Source organism: Methylobacterium sp. CM6257 (genome assembly GCF_054611515.1).
This window is the reverse complement of record NZ_CM137735.1, coordinates 436,571-457,273: the sequence shown is the minus strand read 5'-3', so window position 1 is coordinate 457,273 and position 20,703 is coordinate 436,571. Positions and strand designations below refer to the sequence as shown.

The following is a 20,703-nucleotide window of genomic DNA, read 5'->3' as shown; positions in this document are numbered from 1 at the left end:
CGCACTTGAGGCTGGCTCGCTAAGCACAGGCTACCGGCAATTCACCGATCTGTGTGGTGTAGCGCGGCGTGCGCATCTCGAACTTGGTGCTCCAGTCGCGGCGGTTCATCAAACCCGTTTCAGCCGGCACAACGGCGCCCCAACCCCAGCGCGCGTTGCAGGCGTCCATCGCCGCCATCAAGGGACTCGACCGCTCCCGGTCCATTGTACCGATCAGCGCCCGTGGGCTGTGCGACAGCGACACGAAGTTGTTCGTGACGATCCCAGCCTTGGAGTAGCGCCACAGCCGATCACCCGGCTCTCGCCACGTCTTAGCCACCCCGCGCTGCGCGGCCTTCTCCGCAGCTTCCTAGCGTGCGGCGCCTCGTGCCGCCATCGTCCCTCTTTGCGCGCGATTGTGGCTCGGCAGTTCGGACATAAGCGCTCCTCCTAAATTGCGGTCGAGAAACGTAGGGCGATCGCTTCGGGCATCGACGGTGGCAACAGGGTCGCAACGTCACAGCGGCCGCCTTCTGGCTAAGGCGGTTAGGGCTGCCGTTACCCGAAATGTTACCCGGAGCGCCCGCCGTCACTCCGGCCATGCTGGCAAGTTGCTGAATTTATTGGTGAGCGCGCTGGGACTCGAACCCAGGACCTACAGATTAAAAGAAACCGCGTCCAGGCAAAAAGCTCAACGATATCAAGAGAGCTGGTTGCCAAACGTGGGCAGGCTAACGGTCCAAACCGTGGCGCTATCGATGCCAGTTTGGCAACCGCTGGACTGACGGCGGCTCCCACGATCCGAGCCACCTCTCCCCTCCCCAACTCTGCCGGACTTGGCGCTTGTCGCAGGGGTTCGCTGCCGACCGCACGACCAGTTCGCCACCGGTCCTTGCCCGCCAAACTGACTCATCCGGCTATGACCCATGAGCTAGGTCGCGACACCATAACGGCTGGCACGGTTGAGCCGCGGCATCGTTAGGCCTCTGAGCGGGGGGGGCCTGGATGGCGCGGTTTGAACCGCGCCGGGTTTCCCGGAGGCCGTTTGGTTTGGGTCAGGCGGCCAAGGCTTGGACCTCGGCCTGGGCATAATAGCGTGCCTCCGCCTCGGCGGGAGGGATGTGGCCGATCGGTTCGAGCAGCCTGCGGTGGTTGATGGACTGGATGCCCCCACTCCGGCGGAAGCCGGTACTCTGGGCCCGGACCTTTCACATCTGCCGGAGCAGTCCATGGATCCGATCGCCATCGTCGGCCTCGATCTGGCCAAGCGCATCTTCCAAGTTCACGGCGCATGCGCCGATGGCAGCGTCGCGCTACGCAAAAAGCTGTCGCGACCGCAGGTCCTCACGTTTTTCGCCCAGCTGCCGGCCTGCATCGTCGCCATGGAGGCCTGCGCTTCGGCACACGAGTGGGGACGTGCGATCCGTGAACTGGGTCACGAGGTCCGACTGATCCCACCGATCTATGTCAAGATCCCATGAGGAGGTGGCGATCAGGCGGCGCTTCAGCAGGATGGACGGCCTGACGCTCTTCATGGAGGTGAACGTGAGCCTTTCTCCTGATGTTGGCGGTGCGCCCGAGCCTATCCGGGTCGATCTCGCGGCGATCTTCGTCTCGCTCGAACTCAGCCGCGCAACGTGGTTGGTGACGTCGCTCTCTCCTGGAGCCGGCCAGAAGATGTCCCGGCACGTGGTGCGCGGTGGTGATGCCGCGGGCCTGCTCAGCCGACTGGCTGACCTACGGGCGCGAGCTCGGGCGCGCACCGGCAAGCTGTTCCCCGTCGTGGTGATCCAGGAGGCCGGGCTCGACGGCTTCTGGCTGCACCGCGTGCTCGAGGGCAAGGGCATCGAGAGCCACGTTGTTGACGCCGCCTCCGTCGCCACCTCAAGGCGCAGGCGACGGGCCAAGACCGACCGGATCGATGGCGAAGCCCTGGTCCGTACGCTGCTGGCCTACAAGCGCGGAGAGCCGCGCGTGTGCGCGATGGTCCGGGCGCCCACGCCTGAGGAGGAGGATCGCCGCCGGCTGTGCCGCGAACTTCGAACGCTCATCAGCGAGCGTGTCCGGCACGTCAACCGGCTCCGAGGCGTGCTGTTTGCGCAGGGTATCACCGACTACGATCCCCGTCGGTCGGACAGGCGCGAACGGCTTGAGGCGTTGCGGACCGGCGATGGCCGGCCGCTCCCGCGGTACCTCAAGGCGATGATCGAACGCGAACTCGGTCTTATCGAGCTGCTGATCGAGCAGATCGATGACGTGCGCGCCGCGCGCGACGCACTCGTGGCGGCCGAGCGTGCGGCCACACCACAGCGTGCGGCAGCGGCCATGCTTCTCGACTTGAAAGGTGTCGGTCCCGGCTTTGCCGGTGTGCTCTGGTCTGAAGGGTTGTTCCGGCGCTTTGAGAATCGTCGCCAGCTTGCCGCCTACGCGGGCTTGGCGCCAACGCCTTGGCAGAGTGGCTCGATTGATCACGAGCAAGGCGTGTCGAAGGCCGGCAATCCACGCCTGCGCGCGACACTTGTCGAACTGGCCTGGCTCTGGCTCCGCCATCAGCCAGGTTCGGCCCTGTCGCGCTGGTACCACGACCGGGTCAAGCGCACCGGCGGGCGCATGAAAAAGATCGCCATCGTGGCTCTCGCCCGCAAGCTTCTCGTCGCGCTCTGGAAGTATGTGACGGCAGGTGTGGTCATCGAGGGCGCTGCGATGAAGAGCGTCTGACCGAGAGCGACTGCAATCCCTCTCAATCCACCGAGGCACGAGAAGCCTTGGCGGATCCAGGTGGACGAACCGACGAACGGTATGGCCTCAGCCGCCGCAGTTAAGAATGGTCTCGTCCTCCTGAGCTCGGCCCGCCGGATGCGGGATCATGGTGCAGCCGAGATCGATCGGCGACCGCATGTGAGCTTGAGCGCGTCCGCTGCGGCCGCTTCACCCATCGGGCTCGGACCTGCGATCTGGAACACGCCAGGAGATCACTCATGACCGGATGAGATCCCTTGCACATCGACTCCTCATGTGAGCCGTTCATCAAGCGGCAGAAGAACGATGCCGCCGACGCGGAGGCGATCGCCGAGGCCGCCTCGCGCCCGACGATGCGCTTCGTTGCGATCAAGAGCGAGGCTCAGCAGGCGCGAGCCATGATCTTTCGGACGCGCGACCTTCTGGTCCGGCAGCGCACCCAGCTCATCAATGCGTTGCGCGGCCATCTCGCCGAGCACGGCATCGTGGCACCGCAGGGAGCGACCAACGTGCGCCAGCTCGCCCTGGCGCTTGACGACGTCACGACTTCGCTCGATCCGCTCGTCGCTGATCTGAGCCGTCTCTACCTCGACCAGATCAAGGATCTCGACGCTCGGATCTCGGAGTTGGAGAAGCGGGTCGCGCGGGAAGCCAAGCGATCTGGCACGCCGTCCCGCCTCATGACGATGCCGGGCATTGGACCAATCACCGCGATGGCGATCGAGACGTTCGCGCCGCCGATGGCGACGTTCAAGCGCGGACGCGACTTTGCAGCCTGGCTCGGCCTCGTGCCGCGGCAGTTCTCTTCAGGCGGAAAGCAGGTCCTGGGTCGCGTCTCCAAGATGGGCCAGCGCGACATCCGGCGTCTCCTGATCATCGGCGCCATGACGGTCATCCGCTGGTCGATCCGCAAGGGAGCACCGGCAGGCTCCTGGCTGGCGAGGATGCTGCCACACAAGCCGCGTCTGGTCCTGGCCATTGCGTTGGCGAACAAGATGGCCCGTGCAGCCTGGGCGATGCTGATGAAGAACGAGAGTTACAAGGCTCCGGTGCCGGTGGCTTGATCAAGACATCAAGCCGCCGTCGCACCGGTGTGGCGGGCAGGAAGGTCGAAGAGAGGTAAGGACGGAACGATCGGTCAGATCGGGATCAGGAAAAGCAAGACTGGTTGACGAGCTACGAACTCGCGTGTGTTGATCTGCACCTGATCCGCGCATCTCCATACTGGCCCGCGGCATGGACATGGCCGCATCATGAGGCCTGAGACATGACCGCACCCGATCCCCCGTCAGAGCCGCTCGACACCCTCTTGCGCGTCAGGGGGCATCCAGACATGAACCAATCCACCCATTCGAGCGTGGCGTACTCGACTGCCTCGAACGAGCGCCACGGCCCGCGCCGATGGATCACCTCCGCCTTGAACAGGCCGATCACCGTCTCGGCGAGAGCGTTATCGTACGAGTCGCCGACGCTGCCGACGGACGGTTCGATGCCCGCCTCGGCCAGGCGCTCGGTGTAGCGGATGCTCACATATTGCGACCCGCGGTCGGAATGGCAGACGAGGCCGCTGCCGGCGAAGGGGCGGCGCTCGTGCAGGGCCTGCTCCAGAGCATCGAGCACGAAGTCTGCCCGGGCCGAGCGTGAGACACGCCAGCCCACGATCCGGCGGGCGAAGACGTCGATCACGAAGGCCGCGTAGACGAAGCCGGTCCAGGTGGCCACGTAGGTGAAATCCGCCACCCACAGCCTGTTCGGGCAGTCGGCCCTGAACTGCCGATTGACTCGGTCGCGCGGATAGGCCGCCGCCGGATCGGGAACGGTGGTGCGGACCCTGCGCCCCCGGACGACGCCGGCTAAGCCCATCATCCGCATCAGTCGGGCCACTGTGCAGCGCGCCACCACGATCCCCTCGCGGGCGAGTTGCCGCCAGACCTTGCGCACGCCGTAGACCCGGAAGTTCGCCTCGTACACGCGCCGGATCTCGGCCGAGAGCACCGCGTCGCGCCTGGCCCGGGCCGGCAGCCTCTCGGGCTCGGAACGCCGCGCGGCATGGGCGTGGTACGTCGACGGGGCGATCGGCAGGACCCTGCAGATCGGCTCGACCCCGTAGGTGGCGCGATGATCGTCGATGAAGGCGATCATGACCGGAACCGGCGGTCGAGCTCCGCCTGGGCAAAATACGCGCTCGCCTTCCTCAAGATCTCGTTGGCCTGCCGGAGCTCGCGGTTCTCCCGCTCCAGCGCCTTGATCCGCTCGCGCTCATCCGTCGTCGGTCCGGCTCGTACACCCCGGTCGCGCTCGGCCTGGCGCACCCAATTGCGCAGCGTCTCACCCGAGCAGCCAATCTTGGCGGCGATCGAGCGGATCGCTCCGTACTGCGACTCGTGCTCGCCTTGGTGCTCCAGCACCATCCGCACCGCGCGCTCGCGGACCTCGGGGGAGAAGGGTGGGGTATGCTTCGTCATGGCTCCAGTCTCTCAAATGTTGGAGCCTCCGAAAATCCCGGGGCGGTTCAGTCGGCGATGTCGGCGGATTTCGGATCCATTGTGGTCCAGAACTCTTCGAGAACGGCGCGATGGCTCCGCTCGACCTTGCCATTCAGATGGGGCGATCGTGGAAGGATCGGGCGGAACTTGATGCCCCAGTCGATCAGCCGCTGCTGCACAGCCTCGGCAAAGAATTCGCGTCCGCGGTCGGTCTGGATCCGCTGAATGGCAAACGGCATCTCCTCGATCACCCGGTCGAGAAAATCGAGAGTGTTCGCGGCGGTCCGGCGTGGATAGATCCCAAACACGGCGTAGCGCGAGCAGTCGTCTATGGCTGTGTACTGGTACACGCCCGGGCAGATTTTGCAGACGTCCATCTGCACCCGATCGCCCGGCACGGGTCGACTATAGCGGAGCTTTCCTCTGACGCGCCGCCGCGGCCGCTTGAGCACCTGCTCGCCGTGACGGACGAGCACGCGATGGATGGTGTCGAGCGACAGCGTCAGATCGTGTTGACGGACGAGCTCATTGCGGAGCTGCTTGATCCCGAGCTTGCGGTCGCGCCGGAGGCTGAGGATCAGCGTCTCGTGCTCTGCAAACACCTTCTGAGCTGCCAAGCGGCGCGGACGGCGGCTCTGTTCCACCAGCCCAGCTGGACCAGCGGCCTGATACCTTCGCCACCATTTGCGCAACGTCGGGCGTGAGATGCCGCAGCGGCGGCAAACGAGGCCGGCGTCGCCGGTCCGAGCATAGAGTTCAACCCATCCCAGACGCGCCTTCGTCAGATCCATGGCCGTGTCTCGCGCGGGCTGGGGATCTGATGGACAGCGCGTGCCGCGCTGCCCACAGCTCCACAGCAGAAGCAGCAATCAGGATGCCAGATCGGCCGGGAGCGCGGACGGCGAGGTAGAAACGATGTCGCCGAACCTCACACATGGGCAAACGTGAAGCCGATGCCCAACCGCAAACAGGTGCTGGCCTTCAGCCCGTTCTTGTACAAATACCGCAACCTTGTCGAGCGCTTCTTCAGCAAGATCAAGCACTTCCGAGCTGTTGCCACGCGCTACGACAAGGATCCCGACAACTTCCTCGCCAGCGTCAAACTCGCGGCCATGCGGGTCTGGCTGCGAACTTTATGAGTCCGCGACCTAAACCGCGCGACTCAGATCGTTGCGGTAGTTTTTGGGAAGCTCGCTCGCAAGATCTTCATCGTGAGCAGGTGGGCGCCCCACCCTCCCCTCACGCTGAGCTCCCAACCCTGACCGTGCTTCGGGCGCTTCTCGGCAAGAACGCGCTCCCGGGTTGCCGCATAGTGCTGCTCAACGTGAACACTCCAGCGCGCTTGGCGCCACTCTCGCTCGAACGTGGCACGGACCGGCAGCAGCGGCAGCTGCGCCTCACGTCGCAGAGCATTGCGTGCCCAGATTGAGGCCAGGATCGCAGCAGCATCTACTTGCGTAGTTGCAGAGGTTTCGTCCGCCATGAACTCAGAGTGTAATGCTTTGAGCGTTGCTCCGTCCATCATCGTTGACGATTAATCCTAACCGTAGGTACCAACCTCTACAGAACCATTGCACCCGATGTGCCTTGTGCTATGATGATGCTTCTATCGAGACGGGTGATGCGCAGGCTGGCGTGACCACGGCGATGCTCTTGGAGCTCGCCCTTGGCCCTGCGCTTGAACGATCTCGCAATCGCGAGTGATCCAGAGACGGCTCGGGCGCCTGCGCCAATTTCCGGCTGGGCGTGCGAACCCCTGATGCGTCTCGACCGAGCCGGTGCGCGCGGCCTCGTGGCCGATCTCACCGTCGCGGGATGCTTGACGCGGCAGGCGGCCTTCTCTGTCGCTGCCGCCATGCTGGAGCGCGGTGAAGCCGCGATCGACGCTCTGATCGCACCCTTCGACCTCGCCCAAACGGGTGCGGAGGCGGTCGGCGTCATCCTGCGTCGCCAGCGCGCCCGCGAGGTCATTGCGGCCATCTACGGGATCCGGCCAGCCGCCGTGCCGGGCGGGTTCTTGCGTGCCCTTCTGCGTGTCCAAGAGGTCCGCTCGGTGACGTCCGGACTTGATCCGTTCGCTGAACCCGTCGCCTACGCGCGCCTGTTCGAGATCTTCGTTCAGCGCAAGCACAGCCCAGCTGCACACGCCCTCCGCTATGCGGGACCGCTGCATGCGCTGCACCTCCGCGCCGTCGCTGAGCTGGATCCGCTGTTGGTCTTGCCCGAGGTGCTGCGGGTCCTGCATGGGCCGGACACGATCCGGGCGGCTAACCGCCTCGTGGCGCTGCTGCGCGCCTGTGTCTCTACCGCCGATGACGACAGCCTAAGGCTCGCCTTGCGCCAGTCGCTCGGCGGCACCGAACCGCTGCGCAAGTTCGCGGAGCGGGTGCTCCAGCGCGCCGACCGCCTGCCCGTTCCGGATCTCCCTCCGCTGGAGGGGCTCCGCTTCTTCGCCAGCACGGCTGAGATCGAGACGTTCGCCGCGGAGATGAAGAACTGCGCCGCCAGCTACATCACGGAGATTGCCCTCGGGCTCAAGCTGGTGTGCTCATACACCCACATCGACGAGGCCGGCGTGGCGGTCCCTCTGGCCGTGCTCCTTGCGCCGATGGCAGATGGAGGCTGGGAGATCGACCAGATCGCCGCCAAGGCCAACGTCCGGCCACCAAAGCCCGTGCTGCGGGCCGCGCTGCAGCGCCTGATGGGCATCGGCCTGCGCGTGGCGGGACCAGCGCCGGGCGGGAGCTACGATCGGGATCTGGCCAACCTGCTCGGGCAGCACTGCTACTTCCGCCTCGGCGATGCGCTCCCCGACATCATCGAGGACACCGAGACCGCCTCCGATGACGGGGTGAGCGGGATCGAGCCGTCCGAGGGTGTCCAGGCGATGCTGCAGCGCGTGACAGGAGCTACCTGATGCTCAGCGTCGCGTTCCATCCGCCCACGCCGCGGTGGTGATCAGCCATGCTGACTCTCGTCGGCAATGGCCTCGCGGCCATCGAGCAACGGTTGGCGGCCCTGGATGAGATCGGGCTGCGCCTTGTGGCTGGCATCGGCGCTGCGGCGATGCTCTCCATCTGCCCCATCTGGGTCGCCCCCGTGCTGGGCTGGTGTGGTGTGCTTCGCTACGCGCCGCGGGCAATCAGGGCCGCACGAGAGCACGATGGTTTACGGGCAGCTGTTCGAGCCGCTCAGTCAGCCGCTGCTGAGGCCAGGACAGCCCTCGACGAGGCGTGCGAGCGCATAGCCGAGCTGGAACGTGATCTGGCCGCGGCCCGTGCCGCAGTTCGGCCAGCGCAAACCCCGAACCCGCTCTATCACCGCGTTGGACTCCACGAGGGTAGTCCGACCTTTCTGATCCAAGCAGCCAGAAAGGCGTTCAGGGCCCGGCTACACCCGGATCGGCACCCACGATATCGCGAGCAGGCGCACGAGCGTTTCGTAGAAGCGGAAGAGGTGTTCGCTCGCATCTTCCGCGAACGCGGGATCCGGGAGTGATACCCTTCGCTCGAGCTCCGGATGTTGAGGTCGGGCCGGCGGACGGCGCCGCAGGGGTCGCGATGCCGCCGATCCCGGAGGGCCGCATCGGAGGTCGTGCTACTTGCAAGGTCCTGCCGGCAGCTCGTCCATCGACCAGATGAAGCTCGTCACGATCGCGTCCCAGCGAAGGTAGATACTGCGATAACGGGTGAACCGCTCCCGGTTCGGCTCGATCGTCGCGGTGACGATCTCCGCGGCCTGCCGGATGTGCGGGTGGCGCATCAGATCCGGCCGGTAGTGCTCGACGAGTTGCAGGAGCATCTCCTGCACCGCGGCAGAGTGGGCCGCCTTGCGAGTGGAGTCGCGCAGGACGGCCGCGGAGGCCACCGGATCAAGGCTGCCCGGATCGCGGATGGGGAGACCGCTCGCGTCGGTATGCGCCCAGGCGCACGTGCGGTCATAAGGATTGCCCCCGGTGCTCACGAAGGTCTCGTTCGTCACCGGGGTCCGGACCGTGTGGGTGATGGGCGCGCCCTTGGCGCGCAAGATCCGGTTAAGCGCGGTCGTGCTCCGCGCGGTGGTGGATTTCAAAGGCATGGTGTCTCGTGATCGTAAGAGGATGAATTTTGGGGTGTGGGCCAGATGGTCCGGTCGTGCGCGAGCAACCGCAGCGTCACGATCAGAGGGCGGTCAGAGGCGAGCGGCGATGTCAGCAATCACCGGGGGCGCGTAGGCATCAACCTTGACGAACTCGCCCGCAGCGTCGGCCGTGGCGATGGCGTCGGCGAACCGGGTCCACGGGTCGTCGAGGTCGTCCAAGGTGGCCTCGGCCCGCGCATTGACCGCGCCGCGCCAGAGATCATCGCCTTCGATCCTCGCGAAGGTCTCGGAACAGGCGAGCCACAGCTCAGCGCCAGGGCGCATCCGCTTGAGCGCCGCCAACGCATCCAGACCCTCCGCGAGGCTCGCGAACCCCATCACGTACATGTGGGGGGAGGCGTCAGCCGGTCCGACGTGCAAGGCGAAACCGCCCTCGTCTTCGGCCGCCTCGACAGAGGCTCGCACGTAGCCGTCGGGTCCCTCGCAGCAGCACTCCAGCACGAAGCCGGTCGCGCTCGGCAGATCCTCGCGAACTCGCGGAGGAAGGCGGTCCAGGTTGATGTAACCGTTGATCATGAATTGATGTCCTGAAATGTCTTGATTGAAATCGAGGTCGAAGCGCGCCCAAACGGCGCGCCGGGGCGCGGTATGGCTGGAAGGGGCGACCGACCGAGATCGTGATGAGGCACTGGGTCGGCCCGCCCTGGTGCTGATCAGAGGTGGTCGATGACGCTCCAGATCACGTCGGACAGGTCGTCGCCGTGGCCGATCAGCCAGTCCTTGAGGGGGCGGCGGAGCGAAACGCCATCGGTGTCCGCCCGCGTGATGACGGACGCGAGCTGGTTCCACTCGTTGTCGTAGTCGGTGTCATCGATCTCGGCCTGCACGAAGACGACGCCCTCCCAGACATCGTCGGCTTCGATCTTCGCGATGATCTGCTGGGTGCTCAGGTACAGGTCCGCGTGAGGTTGCCTCTCCCGAAGCTCCGCGAGACGAGCCACCCCCTCCTCGAAGGTCATGAAGATCTCGGCGCGGCGATCATCCGGCCGATCAGGCAGGCCGATGTGGAGGGCGTATCCGCCCTCGTTCTCGGCGTCCTCCAGCGTGGCGAGCAGGTAGTGGTCACCGAACTCGGTATACGCCTCCAAGATATAGTAGGCGGCGCGCGAGTTGCCGGTGGCGCCGTCAGAATCGACGGAGCACGCAGGAAGATTATCGATGGACATAACGGGTCTCTGAAAAGGAGCTGCTGGTGAAAATGGTGGGTGGTCCGCTCCCAAACGGCGCGGTGATCTCTGGGTAGCAGGGTCCGCGACAAGAAGTCGAAATTCATCTCGCGCCGACTTTGTCTGGCGGGCCGACGCACCCTATCCGGATGAAATCACACGTGGTGATCGCGCCCGGCCACCCAGCAAGGCGGGGCTTCCGGACCCGACATGTCGTAGCACCTGCGCGCCAAGGCGCGCCCGCGCGCGCGACCCTTTACGAGAATTTCGACTTCCGCGGGTCCGGTCTGGCAGACCGGGTGTCAGCGCCCACGCGGATTTCGAGGGGTGCCGGCCGCATTGCCGAGGAACCGATGAACAAGAACCCCGACCACAACGCCCGCGCCGAGTTGCTGGCACGCCAGCTCAATACCCGTCTTGCCGCCGAGGGCCTCGGCGTGCAGGCGCGCAGGGACCGTCGGGCGCTCGCCCGCGACGCCGTGGCCGAGACTGCCGAGCGGCGCCGGATGATCGAGATGCGTTGCCGGCCGAGCTACGCGGCCAGTGAGGCTCGTCAGCCGTTCGAGGCCGGGACGCGCCTGATCCCGGCGGCAAACCGTTCACACGACGCCGAGACCCACGAGAAAATCGCCGAGACCTCAACACGACCGACCTACGAACAGATGCGGGCCCAGAGGGACGAGTACCCGGACATGCCCGCCGAGGTGCGCGAGCATGAGCGGCGCAGGCGAGAGCAGCGGCGCGCCAGGAGCCGAGCGGGCAGCTGCAAGAAGAAATAGACCGGCGACGGCCCCACGTGGCTAAATAGAGGATCACGTCGAGGGCGATCTCGCAGGGGATCTCGGTGGCTGGCCCGGCCCGAAACTCTCAGACCGGGACTCAGACCGGGGGAGAAATCGGCACGACAGCCGGGACGCAGGAGGGTCGTCTGCAGTTCGACTGCTGAAATCCTCCACAAGCGATGGCAATGAGCACGCCTCAACCATCACCTCTCGCCTGTCATGCAGATCGGGCTCGCGAGGGGCGCGCCGCAAGGCACCCGCTGGCCCTCGGGCCGTAGTGGGCGAGCAATGCCGGGTCCCGCCAGGGAGCCGCCCGGCCCCGGTAAGACGGGTACGCCGCCCGGCGGTCTGCTGCCGAGACTCGAGTGGGATCTCAGCAACCTCTACCCCGCCCTCCTCAGAAGACGCCCGGCATTGGACCGCCCGGCTATCCGCTTCTGGGGAGGGCGGGGGATAGACGCGTGCCTCGATCTGCGTGGGTCCGGCGCCGGACGGGCGCAACCTGAAGATCCACGATCACCTCCTGATGAGCATCGATCTACCTACCAACCACTCGGCAAAGGGATCGCCGATCGTCGAGCGCATGCGAGACGAGAAGGCGATCACGAAGCCGAGCGCACGGGCGACGCGCAGCGAGCCCGGGCGCCTCACATCTACGGGTGACAAGGGACACCTCCTGCGAGGTGTTCGAGAGGAGGCGGGCAATCAGCCCGTCATGGATGTCGAGCTTGCAGGGAGCTCTCCGTCCCGCACGCCGAGTTCGACGTGTTCCGCTGAGCACGAAGCGTTGCCACCGGCGTTTGGCTATGAGCTCTGTCGACACCGAGGCGTTGGATCAACCCATCCGCATGGGCGAGATAAGGGCACTGAATGAAATATTGAGATGTCGATGTTGTGTCGGGCAAGCTGAGTCCGTTAACAAAAAACCGGACATCAACGTGACCTGCTTCAAGAACACCAAACGCAGCCCTTGGGACTGCTACATCGACGCGCCCGGATACGGCCCGATCGTCGAGATGACGCCGCGCTGGCTCGATGACCTCACCCTGCAGGTCGCCTTGAGCGACCATGGCCGCTATTACAAGATCCACACGCACACGACGCTGGCTCGGTTGGTCGGTGTGCGCCGGGCTGTCCCCGAGCTCGCGGAGGCTCTTCGCTGGTGCGCCGAGCGCCGCATGGGCACGCGCGTCGTCTGTGTCCCGGGGTCGATGAACGACCAGCTCGCCGCTACCTTGCGGGATTGGAAGGGTCCTTATGGGCTCCATTCGGCGGAAGCTCTGCTCGCCCCCGACTACCCGCTCGCGTCGCACCAGCTGAAGTTCAAGACTTGGCAGCGCGCTTTCGAGTTTCGCATGGCTTGGTACTGATGCAGCCCTGAAGCTGCCCTCGATCGAGGGCAGCTTCAGAGCGCCATGGCCTCTACTGACCGGGATCTGAGGTGTGATACCGCCTGCTTGCGGCGCTTCCGCGGAAGGTCGGAGAGGTCGCTCCCGCGCCACTGCTGAACGGCAAAAATCGCTCCTTCTCGGGCCTTTGGAGCGTCCGCTTGCTGGCAGTCTGAGCGGCCCGGACTGACCGAAGCTGGCCGAAAGCCGCCGGTCTGCTTCAGAGAAGAGAACCGGAAAGGCGGTCGTCTTCCTCTCGATCGTCGCCCCCCACTCGATCTTTCAGATTGGATCTGAGCGTTTTTTCGGAAACTCCAGCGGGAGGTCGTTGAGCACGCGCCAGAGCTCGTAGCCGATAGAGACGGTCTCCATCCGGATCCAGCCCCGCACCTTTGCCCCCAGTGGGATGAAATCGGCGTCGGGCCACGCGGACCGGTCGGGGTCCTGCTCGACCAGCACGCGAAACAGGCCGCTCTGTTGCGCCGAGGGGTCGACCGCACGCACCCGCCCATCGAACATGCCATGGGCTACCGAGGGCCAGCCGCTAAACTGGATGGCCGGCCATCCCTCGAAGGCAAGGCGCACGCTCTGGCCGGGCCGGATCAGGGCGACATCCCGGCCGTCGACCATCAGTTCGACGACGCGGGCCGGCGCGAGCGGCGCGAGGGTGGCCAGAGTGTCCCCCGCGTTGACCAGCGTGCCGGCGGCTGCCGCGTTGATGTGCAGGATCCGGCCGTCCCGCGGCGCGCGAACGAGCTGCGCCGATTGGCGGTTCACGGTCACTTCGAGTCGGCTGAGCTTGGCCTTGGCCTCGGCCAGCTTCGCGCGCTGCTCCGCAACACGGATCTGCGCGGCCTCGAAGTTGCGCCGGATTACGAAACCCTTCTCTGCGGCCTCGCGCGTCTGGCTGACCTGGCTCTCCGCAACCTTCACCGCCTGCTCCGCCGCAGCGATCTCGGCCTCGATCTGCTCCCGCTCGGCCGCGAGCCGCTTCAGCAGAAGCGGATCGTTGTCGACGAGACGGGCGATAGGATCCCCCGCGCGAACCCGCTGGCCATCCTCGACGTACCAATGCTCCACACGACCCTGGACCAGGGCCGTAACCGTCTGCACGCGGTCGGCGGGGTTCGGGGCGATAACGCGCCCCGTCCCGGCCGAGGTCTGCACCCAGGGAACATACAGAAGGACCAGGACCGCGAGGCAGATCCCGATGCCGATGATCCAGCCGAGGACGACCGCCGCACGCGGAGGCCGGATCGCGGTCAGGGTCGGAAAGCGATGGAGGTGTTCAGGCCGCGACAGCATGGGTCGTCTCCCTCGGCATCGCTTTGTCGAGCCGGTCCTCACGCTCGGTGGCGCGCACATAGCCGCGCGAGCCCAGCCGGATCTGGTCATCGTGGATCGGTTGTGGGGGGCGCCGGGTGACATGCAGCACCGTCGTGCCCGCCTCCCGGAACCTTGCGAGCGCCGCCGCGACGCGATCCGGTGGAAGCAGGTCGAACAGCGTCGACAGGACGACGAGCTTCGGCGGTTGCAGAAGGGTGGCGGCCAGCTTCAGCGCGACGGCCTCACCCGCCGAAAGCGGCGAGCCGGACGCGGACAGCGGCGTGTCGAGGCCGGAGGACAGGCGCCGGATGCGCTCGACTAACCCAACACGCTCCAAGCATTCGTGGATCCGAGCAGGGCACGGCCCATCGTCCGGCGACAGGTATTCGCGGATGGTCGTCTCGGCGAGCGTCGGCCGATCCAGGACAAGGATCTCCGACCGCAGCCTCTCTGGACCGAAAGCCGCGATGTCGGCTCCGCCGACCATCACCCACCCGCGCTGCGGCCGAACCCTCCGCGCGAGGAGCGCCGCGACCGTCCGCTCGATCCCCTCGTCGGCAGCCACGGCGAGGATCTCACCGCTCTCGACCGCAAAGTCGAAGCGGCAGCCTTCGAGCTCAACATCGCGCAGGCGCAGGCTGCCATTGGCGGGGCCAGGGCCGGTCCACCCATCCCCGTCCGCTTGCTCGATCCCGTCGAACAGCGACAGTTCGTGGAGCGCCGCGACGAGGTCGTAGAAGGTCCTCGCATGCGAGCCCAGTTGCGAGATGCCGTAGAAAGCCCCTGACAGGACGAGTTCCGCCGCCACGAGTTGCCCGAGCGACAATTGCCCCTGCAGGATGAGCCATCCGCCCATGGCCAGCAGGGCGGCACTGGCGACCGCGTAGACCACGAGGAATCCGATGGTCTGCGCGAAGGTGTGGCGGAAGTGGCGGCGATGCGCTCGCAGGTAGGCGGCGGTCATCGCGTCGGAGCGCGCCATCGCGGCCGAGAGCCGACCACCGTTCTTGTAAAAGCCGTTCGAGGTGCCGACGCTCTCCAGCCAACGCGCCGTCTCGTGCTTCGCATGGCTCAGCGCCGCGCCGGACCGGACCGCCGGCCCCGCCCAGAGGAACCCGATGCCGAGCAGGACGGCGGCGGCGACAAGATTGAAGGCGAGAAAGAACGGATGATAGAAACTTGTCAGGACGAGGCCGATCCCGGCTTGTAGAAGGATCGCCAAGCCGCCGACCAGAAGATGCGGGACCGCTTTCTGGACCGTCATAAGATCGAAGAAGCGGTTGAACAGGTCGCGGCGCCCTGCGTCGTCGAAGTGCGGGTTTCTGGCGTGGAGGGCACGCAGGGTGATTTCCGCGACAAACCTCGCGAACACGCGCCGCTCGAACAGCGCAAGGACGTATATCCGCGCGGCGCTGAGCATGGCGGCGGCGAGCAGAAGCCCGAGCAGAAGCCCGGACAGGACGAACAAAGGCGCCGGCAGCGCCGTGTTGGCCACCGAGTTGATCAGGAGCTGCACCGACACCGGCACGGCGAGGCCCAGGAGCGACACGGCAATTCCGTAGACAACCGCTGTCCAGACGAAGCCCGCCTCCGGTTTCAGGAGGCGCGCGATGAGCCTGCAGGCTTCCGCGAACGTCAGGGGCGTGTGTTTGATCGCATCCACGGGTCGAGGACCTTCCAGATCGGATCGAGTGCGTGCAGGGAGGCCATGGCGCCGCCATGTTGCCGGGCACGGCCGTGGAGAAACGGAAAAACCGTCGTCATGCGGGAGCGCGGAGCCGACCCGGAACACCCGGCTCATGCCGGGCTCGAACCTCATGGGGTCAGATCGAAGCGACTGGCGGTCCACCGGAGGGCGTTTGGCGGATGCCGGTGAGATGCCCTCCAGGGCGAGGATCGCACGCGCGGTCAGCCATGCCCGGGTGGCACGGCGGACCATGTTGATGTCGGCGATTGCTGGACAGCCGGACGGCTGTCGCGTCGAGGTGATGCGCCCGCTTCAGCAGCGATAGCCGCCCGACGTCTGCCCGTACTGCTGCACCGGGAAGTGCTGCTGGTCGGCGTTGCCTTCCTGGGCTGAGCTTCTGCGGCAGCCGCCGACCGTGCGGGTCAGCATCTCCCCCGAGAGGATCGAGCCGGTCGAGAGCCCATCCCAGGTCGTCTGCGGGAGGGGCCGCGTCGGAGAGCCTACACGCAGGTCGGCGAATGCGGCGGAGAGCGGCGCGACACAGAGCGCGGCCGCGACCGTCACGATGGATAGCTTCTTTGACGCCTTCATCGCTTGTCTCCAATCAGATTTACGGTCGTGACGACCTGTCCGTGGATCGAGGTCGGCCTGGCCACCACAGTTTTCCAGACAGGTCCGCTTCATCCACGCAAATGATTTTGAGACACTTGGTTCGCAGTACAATTTCGCGGTTTCAATGACAATCATTGCGAAAACAAATGAGGATGAATGCTTCGCGTATGCAGATCGAAATTTAATCCCCGAAATAGACATCTGGTCAAAGAGCAATGTGTGTTCCGTCACATCGCGCCATTACGATCAGTAAGGATTTCGCGGAGGCTTGAGGCCGGAGCTTGAGATTCGACCCAGGAGAGCTGATGTGACGGCGATGCCCGTCCCGCCATTGCCTTTCGACCTCGACCTGCTGCGCACGTTCATCGCCATCGTCGACAACGGGAGCTTCACGCGCGCGGCCAGTAGACTGGGCCTGACGCAGTCGACCGTGTCGCTGCAGATCAAGCGTCTGGAGGACGGCATCTCCCGTCGCCTGTTCGACCGGGACGGCCGGGAGCTCAAGCTGACGCCCGAAGGCGAGGTTCTGCTCACCTATGCACGGCAGATGCTCAAGCTCAGTGCAGAGGCCCTTTCCCGGATCGTCACGCCGGAATTGACGGGCCTCGTCAGGCTGGGCACGCCCGAGGATTTCGCGACCACGCACCTGTCGGAGGTTCTGGCGTGTTTCGCTCGCTCCCATCCGCAGGTCGCGCTCCAGGTGAATTGCGACTTCACCGTCAACCTGCTCGACGACTTCTCGAAGGGGAAGTACGACCTGATCCTGTTCAAGCGCGAGCCACAGGGTCCGAGCGGCGGGACGCGGGTCTGGCGGGAGGTGCTCGATTGGGTCGCGTCACCGCGTCTCGTTGCGGAAGCCGGTGACCCGATCCCGCTCGTCCTCTCGCCGGCGCCGGACGTCTATCGCAAGCGCGCGCTGTCGGCCCTCGATGTCGCCGGACGCGATTGGCGCATCGTCTACGCCAGCCCGAGCTTGGCCGGATTGCAGGCCGCCGTGCAAGCCGGGCTCGGGGTGACGGTGTTGCCGACGGAAATGGTCCCTGCGGACATGGTGTCGGTTTCGGGCCGCCTTCAACTGCCTAAGCTCCCCGATACGGAGATCGTCCTCTACCAAGCGCCGGGCCACGTGTCGGCGGCGGCGGAGTTATTGTCGTCGACGATCGTCGCGGCGCTGGAGCGACGCGTCGTGGCCCCTATGGCTATCGTCCCTTGACGACATTGGGGCCTGCACCCGACTCGAAGGTTTGCCGCGCTCGCGCCGTCAGTCCGCCCCCTCGTCGGGGATATTCAGGAGGTTGCCGCAAGCCTTGCAGTGCACGGCGTCTGGCTCGTGGCGCTGCAGCCCGCAGGCGTCGCAGGGGAAGCGCACCTTGTAGGGTCGGAACACCACCTGGGCGAGGCGGAAGAACAGCGTCACGCCGCAGATCATCACGAAGACCGAGAGCAATCGTCCCGAGGAGCCCGGCAGTGTGATGTCGCCATAGCCCGTCGTTGTGAGCGAGGTAACGGTGAAGTACAGCGCGTCGACCGGCGTCTGGATGGCCGGGTTGTGGTCGTGCTGCGTGGCGTAGACGATGCCCGTCATCGTGAACACGAACACCACGAGGTTGGTCGCGGCCAGGATCGCGTCCTCGTTGCGGCGGAACAGCCCGCTGTCCCGCCGCAGGCGCTCTAGCAGGTGGTAGGTGCGCAGCAGGCGCAGCGTCCGCAGGATGCGCAGGAAGCCGACACCCTCGACGAGCACGGGGGCGAGGAACGAGGCGACCGCCACGAGGTCCGTCCAGGTACTCAGGTGCCGGAATTCGCGCAGCGGGGCACGGCTGATGCCGAGGCGGGCGGCGAAGTCGAGGAGGACGCACAGGCCCACCGCCACGTCGCAGGCGACGATCCAGGGCATCAGCGGCAGGAATGAGGTGACGATGACAAAGGCGACGGTCGCCACGTCGAATACGAGCAGGGCGTAGCGGAAGCGGTGCGCGCGTCCCGTGTCCCCCTCGTAGAGCTCGCGCAGCGTGGCGGTGGCTGTCGTCATCGGTCGTCGGGCCGGAAGGGGGACAGAATCAGGAATCCCGCGTCAGCACGTACGCGGCCTTGGCGCCACCCCTTCAGGCCGCTTCGCCACACGTCCAAACCAACCGGGATAGAAGAGTCATCGCCTCTCCGGCGAAGCCGGCCTATTCTCGTATTGATCCTTCCGCACCTCATCGTCCGGCGCCGCGAGCTGCATGAGCGCCGGTACGCCGGTCGGCACGCCGGCCAACCACGGAATGACGAAGACCTTTCGGGATAGCCCACCGCGGATTCGGTTGACCTGCTTCGCTTCGCCGGCCAAGCGCATGCGCAGCAGCGGATCATGCGTGCCGATTGCCAGGAGGCTTCGGTTGATCACTCAAGCATACGGTTCGATCTGTGCCCGGCGCAGATCCTCCCGGAGCGCGGCCGCCTCCGAGACGGGCGTGGTCTCGGGCAGGGTTACGACAATGACATGGGTGTAGGCGGGATCCCGCAGACGCATGAGAGGGGTGACGCTCCTACCCGAGGCGTGCGTGCCGGGTGCGGCGATGAGATCGCGCGTCATCTGGCGGCGATAGGCCCCGGTCGCATCGAGTAGGGGCAGTGTGCGTCCAGTGGGTGCGGCGTCGAGAACGACGAATGCACTGCGCGCCTCCGCGACGATGCGCGAGAAGGCGTGGAATACGGCGACTTCCTCGGTACAGGGTGAGCGCAGATCCTCGTGCAGCATTTCACCCCACTCAAAGTCTGGTCGCGGTCTGCAACGGAACCTGACTGTATGAGGACGTCTGCCCAGACCTGTTGATGTAGCTCAAGGTAGTCGGCTGCGGTCGGCCTACGCTGTCGAAGATGGTCCGACATCGCGAGATCGCCGGCAGCTCTCGCCAGAGGGGCGCGGACCGGGGATGCTGTGCAGTTAAGTGACGGACCTAATACGAGCAAGGCGCGTTTCGCCAATGCGGCTCATTGAGGAAGTCAATCGACTTTTCTCATCCGCGCGCTTGAAACGGCGAGTGTAGATCACGAACCTATTTATACGGAGATCCGGGCTCCTCTGGTAGTCTCATGTGAGAGTGCGATGTCGGATGCTCTCGGAGCGCGCCTCATCAGTGCCAGACCAGAGGATTGTCCGATGCTGTTCCGCATTGGAAGCGAGCCGATACCTGGGCATGAACGCGTAGGTGCGCGCACGCGGAGTCAACTTACGGGCACTGCGGCGATCCTGGTTCTGTTCATCGCATTGATAGGCTGCCAGGACAAACAGGCCGCCTCCTCCGCTCACACAGCAGCGACGGCTCCCGCAGTCAGCATCATCGTCGCGGAGCCGAAGGCCGTAACCCTGGTCAAGGAATTGCCGGGTCGGATCACGCCGATGCGCATCGCCGAGGTACGGCCGCGCGTGTCCGGTATCATCGTCAAGCAAACCTTCGAGCAGGGTAGTCTCGTCAAGGAAGGGACCGTCCTATATCACATCGATCCCAAGCCATTTGAGGTCGAACTCGACGCCGCCAAGGCGGCGCTGGCCAGGGCCGACGCGACACTGTTCCAGGCAAATCGTCAGGAGGACCGCCTGCGGCAGCTCCTCAGCGGGCAGACCACAACCCAGGCGCAGTACGATCTAGCACTGGCGGCAGAAAAGCAGGCCGAAGCGGACGTCGCAGCTCAGAAGGCCGCCGTCCAGCGTGCCCAGCTCAACCTTGACTTCGCAACCCTGCGGGCGCCGATCACCGGGCGGATCGGGCGGGCGCTCGTGACAGAGGGCGCCCTCGTCGGCCAGAACGAGGCCACACACCTCGCTACCATCCAGCAGCTCGATCCCATCTACGCCGACTTCACGCAGTCCGTGACCGAGCTGAACCAGCTCAAGCGCGATCTCAGCGACGGCCGGCTGCAGAAGGTGTCGCCCAACGCCGCCAAGGTGCGCCTCGTATTCGACGATGGCACTCTCTACCCACATTCCGGGCGGCTTCTCTTCTCCGATGTCACGGTCGACCCCGGCACTGGCCAAGTAATCCTGCGCGGCGAATTCCCGAACCCAAACGCGGAACTCTTGCCGGGCACCTACATGCGCGTGCAAATCGAGGAGGGTATCGACGCCGATGCCGTCGTGCTGCCGCAGCAGGCGATCCAGCGCAACAATGCCGGCGGCAGCGAGGTCTACGTCGTCAACGACGAGGGCCGCGCCGTACTGCAGCCGGTGCGTGTCGGCCGCACGCTCGGCAACGAGATCGTGGTCGAGGACGGGCTGAAGCCCGGCTATCGCGTCGTCGTCGAGGGCTTCCAGAAGTTCACGCCCGGCAGTGTGGTGCAACCCGTGCCGTGGGTGCCAGCCAAGCAGGCGGCGGCGCAAGCCCGACCGAACTGATCCCTTTCCAAGCGCCCCGC

The 20,703-nt window shown here is 65.7% G+C and carries 17 protein-coding genes, 5 pseudogenes and 1 other annotated feature; of the genes and pseudogenes, 10 read left to right on the top strand and 12 right to left on the bottom strand.

Going from position 1 to position 20,703, the window contains the following annotated elements; translation table 11 throughout:
* Positions 1-19 precede the first annotated feature (19 nt).
* Positions 20-337 (bottom strand): annotated as a pseudogene (locus tag ACYCO6_RS02275) (DUF4113 domain-containing protein); the annotation flags it as partial.
* Positions 338-1,208: 871 nt separating this feature from the next.
* Here ACYCO6_RS02275 and ACYCO6_RS02270 point away from each other — a divergent pair.
* From ACYCO6_RS02270 to ACYCO6_RS02260, 3 genes and pseudogenes are all read left to right on the top strand, one after another.
* Positions 1,209-1,451 (top strand): annotated as a pseudogene (locus tag ACYCO6_RS02270) (IS110 family transposase); the annotation flags it as partial.
* 61 nt (positions 1,452-1,512) lie between these two features.
* A complete protein-coding gene (locus ACYCO6_RS02265) occupies positions 1,513-2,697 on the top strand; it encodes an IS110 family RNA-guided transposase (RefSeq protein ID WP_459773400.1) in 1,185 nt (394 codons plus the stop codon).
* A gap of 299 nt (positions 2,698-2,996) precedes the next feature.
* Positions 2,997-3,782, top strand: a pseudogene (locus ACYCO6_RS02260) (IS110 family RNA-guided transposase); the annotation flags it as partial.
* A gap of 187 nt (positions 3,783-3,969) precedes the next feature.
* Here the strand turns inward: ACYCO6_RS02260 and ACYCO6_RS02255 are convergent.
* Both ACYCO6_RS02255 and ACYCO6_RS02250 read right to left on the bottom strand, forming a co-directional pair.
* Positions 3,970-5,183, bottom strand: a protein-coding gene (locus ACYCO6_RS02255; RefSeq protein WP_459768911.1) for an IS3 family transposase whose coding sequence is annotated in 2 segments (ribosomal slippage) — positions 3,970-4,895 and positions 4,895-5,183 — 1,215 coding nt in all. Because the reading frame shifts where the segments join, the coding sequence is not laid out codon by codon here.
* Positions 4,786-4,902: a sequence feature (AL1L pseudoknot), on the bottom strand. Its footprint overlaps the gene before it by 117 nt.
* A gap of 50 nt (positions 5,184-5,233) precedes the next feature.
* A pseudogene (locus ACYCO6_RS02250) lies at positions 5,234-5,995 on the bottom strand (IS481 family transposase); the annotation flags it as partial.
* Between the two features lie 129 nt (positions 5,996-6,124).
* On the opposite strand from ACYCO6_RS02250, the pseudogene ACYCO6_RS02245 reads away from it, so the two are divergent.
* Positions 6,125-6,343: pseudogene (locus tag ACYCO6_RS02245) on the top strand (IS5/IS1182 family transposase); the annotation flags it as partial.
* A 23-nt stretch (positions 6,344-6,366) separates the two neighbouring features.
* Here ACYCO6_RS02245 and ACYCO6_RS02240 read toward each other — a convergent pair.
* Positions 6,367-6,729 (bottom strand): hypothetical protein, encoded by a 363-nt coding sequence (locus ACYCO6_RS02240; RefSeq protein WP_459768909.1) that lies wholly within the window; start codon positions 6,727-6,729, stop codon positions 6,367-6,369.
* A 234-nt stretch (positions 6,730-6,963) separates the two neighbouring features.
* Between ACYCO6_RS02240 and ACYCO6_RS02235 the strand changes: the two genes are divergently transcribed.
* On the top strand, positions 6,964-8,121 hold the full coding sequence (locus ACYCO6_RS02235; protein WP_459768908.1) for a hypothetical protein: 1,158 nt from the start codon (positions 6,964-6,966) through the stop codon (positions 8,119-8,121).
* 47 nt (positions 8,122-8,168) lie between these two features.
* On the top strand, positions 8,169-8,702 hold the full coding sequence (locus ACYCO6_RS02230; protein WP_459768905.1) for a J domain-containing protein: 534 nt from the start codon (positions 8,169-8,171) through the stop codon (positions 8,700-8,702).
* A 99-nt stretch (positions 8,703-8,801) separates the two neighbouring features.
* Here the strand turns inward: ACYCO6_RS02230 and ACYCO6_RS02225 are convergent, their stop codons facing one another.
* The 3 genes from ACYCO6_RS02225 to ACYCO6_RS02215 all read right to left on the bottom strand — a co-directional run bounded on the left by ACYCO6_RS02225 (position 8,802) and on the right by ACYCO6_RS02215 (position 10,510).
* The gene (locus ACYCO6_RS02225; protein WP_459768903.1) at positions 8,802-9,281 is read right to left on the bottom strand and encodes a hypothetical protein; all 480 of its coding nucleotides are present in this window, start codon (positions 9,279-9,281) and stop codon (positions 8,802-8,804) included.
* Positions 9,282-9,374: 93 nt separating this feature from the next.
* Positions 9,375-9,860, bottom strand: coding sequence for a hypothetical protein (locus tag ACYCO6_RS02220; RefSeq protein ID WP_459768901.1), 486 nt, complete (start codon positions 9,858-9,860; stop codon positions 9,375-9,377).
* Between the two features lie 137 nt (positions 9,861-9,997).
* Positions 9,998-10,510, bottom strand: a complete 513-nt coding sequence (locus ACYCO6_RS02215) for a hypothetical protein (protein WP_459768899.1) — start codon at positions 10,508-10,510, stop codon at positions 9,998-10,000.
* 353 nt (positions 10,511-10,863) lie between these two features.
* On the opposite strand from ACYCO6_RS02215, the gene ACYCO6_RS02210 reads away from it, so the two are divergent.
* Positions 10,864-11,289: a hypothetical protein gene (locus ACYCO6_RS02210; RefSeq protein WP_459768897.1), complete on the top strand. Its 426-nt coding sequence runs from the start codon at positions 10,864-10,866 to the stop codon at positions 11,287-11,289.
* Positions 11,290-12,098: 809 nt separating this feature from the next.
* The gene (locus ACYCO6_RS02205; protein ID WP_459768896.1) at positions 12,099-12,662 is read left to right on the top strand and encodes a hypothetical protein; all 564 of its coding nucleotides are present in this window, start codon (positions 12,099-12,101) and stop codon (positions 12,660-12,662) included.
* 300 nt (positions 12,663-12,962) lie between these two features.
* On the opposite strand, the gene ACYCO6_RS02200 is transcribed toward ACYCO6_RS02205, so the two are convergent.
* From ACYCO6_RS02200 to ACYCO6_RS02190, 3 genes are all read right to left on the bottom strand, one after another.
* Positions 12,963-13,847, bottom strand: coding sequence for an efflux RND transporter periplasmic adaptor subunit (locus ACYCO6_RS02200; RefSeq protein ID WP_459768894.1), 885 nt, complete (start codon positions 13,845-13,847; stop codon positions 12,963-12,965).
* A gap of 121 nt (positions 13,848-13,968) precedes the next feature.
* Positions 13,969-15,669 (bottom strand): ATP-binding cassette domain-containing protein, encoded by a 1,701-nt coding sequence (locus ACYCO6_RS02195; protein ID WP_459768892.1) that lies wholly within the window; start codon positions 15,667-15,669, stop codon positions 13,969-13,971.
* A gap of 336 nt (positions 15,670-16,005) precedes the next feature.
* Complete coding sequence (locus ACYCO6_RS02190; RefSeq protein ID WP_459768890.1) at positions 16,006-16,284, bottom strand: hypothetical protein; 279 nt, start codon at positions 16,282-16,284, stop codon at positions 16,006-16,008.
* Between the two features lie 337 nt (positions 16,285-16,621).
* Here ACYCO6_RS02190 and ACYCO6_RS02185 point away from each other — a divergent pair, with 337 nt between their 5' ends.
* Positions 16,622-17,518, top strand: a complete 897-nt coding sequence (locus ACYCO6_RS02185) for a LysR substrate-binding domain-containing protein (RefSeq protein WP_459773405.1) — start codon at positions 16,622-16,624, stop codon at positions 17,516-17,518.
* Between the two features lie 48 nt (positions 17,519-17,566).
* Here the strand turns inward: ACYCO6_RS02185 and ACYCO6_RS02180 are convergent, their stop codons facing one another.
* Complete coding sequence (locus ACYCO6_RS02180; RefSeq protein WP_459768889.1) at positions 17,567-18,337, bottom strand: potassium channel family protein; 771 nt, start codon at positions 18,335-18,337, stop codon at positions 17,567-17,569.
* Positions 18,338-18,694: 357 nt separating this feature from the next.
* Positions 18,695-19,048, bottom strand: a complete 354-nt coding sequence (locus tag ACYCO6_RS02175) for an ArsA-related P-loop ATPase (RefSeq protein WP_459768887.1) — start codon at positions 19,046-19,048, stop codon at positions 18,695-18,697.
* Positions 19,049-19,450: 402 nt separating this feature from the next.
* On the opposite strand from ACYCO6_RS02175, the gene ACYCO6_RS02170 reads away from it, so the two are divergent.
* Positions 19,451-20,683, top strand: a complete 1,233-nt coding sequence (locus ACYCO6_RS02170) for an efflux RND transporter periplasmic adaptor subunit (RefSeq protein ID WP_459768885.1) — start codon at positions 19,451-19,453, stop codon at positions 20,681-20,683.
* Positions 20,684-20,703 lie beyond the last annotated feature (20 nt).

What these genes read in the sequence shown, in the direction of transcription:
- ACYCO6_RS02265 (WP_459773400.1), top strand. Translation starts at nt 1,513, where the DNA reads ATGGAGGTGAACGTGAGCCTTTCTCCTGATGTTGGCGGTGCGCCCGAG.
- ACYCO6_RS02240 (WP_459768909.1), bottom strand. Translation starts at nt 6,729, where the DNA reads ATGATGGACGGAGCAACGCTCAAAGCATTACACTCTGAGTTCATGGCG.
- ACYCO6_RS02235 (WP_459768908.1), top strand. Translation starts at nt 6,964, where the DNA reads ATGCGTCTCGACCGAGCCGGTGCGCGCGGCCTCGTGGCCGATCTCACC.
- ACYCO6_RS02230 (WP_459768905.1), top strand. Translation starts at nt 8,169, where the DNA reads ATGCTGACTCTCGTCGGCAATGGCCTCGCGGCCATCGAGCAACGGTTG.
- ACYCO6_RS02225 (WP_459768903.1), bottom strand. Translation starts at nt 9,281, where the DNA reads ATGCCTTTGAAATCCACCACCGCGCGGAGCACGACCGCGCTTAACCGG.
- ACYCO6_RS02220 (WP_459768901.1), bottom strand. Translation starts at nt 9,860, where the DNA reads ATGATCAACGGTTACATCAACCTGGACCGCCTTCCTCCGCGAGTTCGC.
- ACYCO6_RS02215 (WP_459768899.1), bottom strand. Translation starts at nt 10,510, where the DNA reads ATGTCCATCGATAATCTTCCTGCGTGCTCCGTCGATTCTGACGGCGCC.
- ACYCO6_RS02210 (WP_459768897.1), top strand. Translation starts at nt 10,864, where the DNA reads ATGAACAAGAACCCCGACCACAACGCCCGCGCCGAGTTGCTGGCACGC.
- ACYCO6_RS02205 (WP_459768896.1), top strand. Translation starts at nt 12,099, where the DNA reads ATGAGCTCTGTCGACACCGAGGCGTTGGATCAACCCATCCGCATGGGC.
- ACYCO6_RS02190 (WP_459768890.1), bottom strand. Translation starts at nt 16,284, where the DNA reads ATGAAGGCGTCAAAGAAGCTATCCATCGTGACGGTCGCGGCCGCGCTC.
- ACYCO6_RS02185 (WP_459773405.1), top strand. Translation starts at nt 16,622, where the DNA reads ATGCCCGTCCCGCCATTGCCTTTCGACCTCGACCTGCTGCGCACGTTC.
- ACYCO6_RS02180 (WP_459768889.1), bottom strand. Translation starts at nt 18,337, where the DNA reads ATGACGACAGCCACCGCCACGCTGCGCGAGCTCTACGAGGGGGACACG.
- ACYCO6_RS02175 (WP_459768887.1), bottom strand. Translation starts at nt 19,048, where the DNA reads ATGCTGCACGAGGATCTGCGCTCACCCTGTACCGAGGAAGTCGCCGTA.
- ACYCO6_RS02170 (WP_459768885.1), top strand. Translation starts at nt 19,451, where the DNA reads ATGCTGTTCCGCATTGGAAGCGAGCCGATACCTGGGCATGAACGCGTA.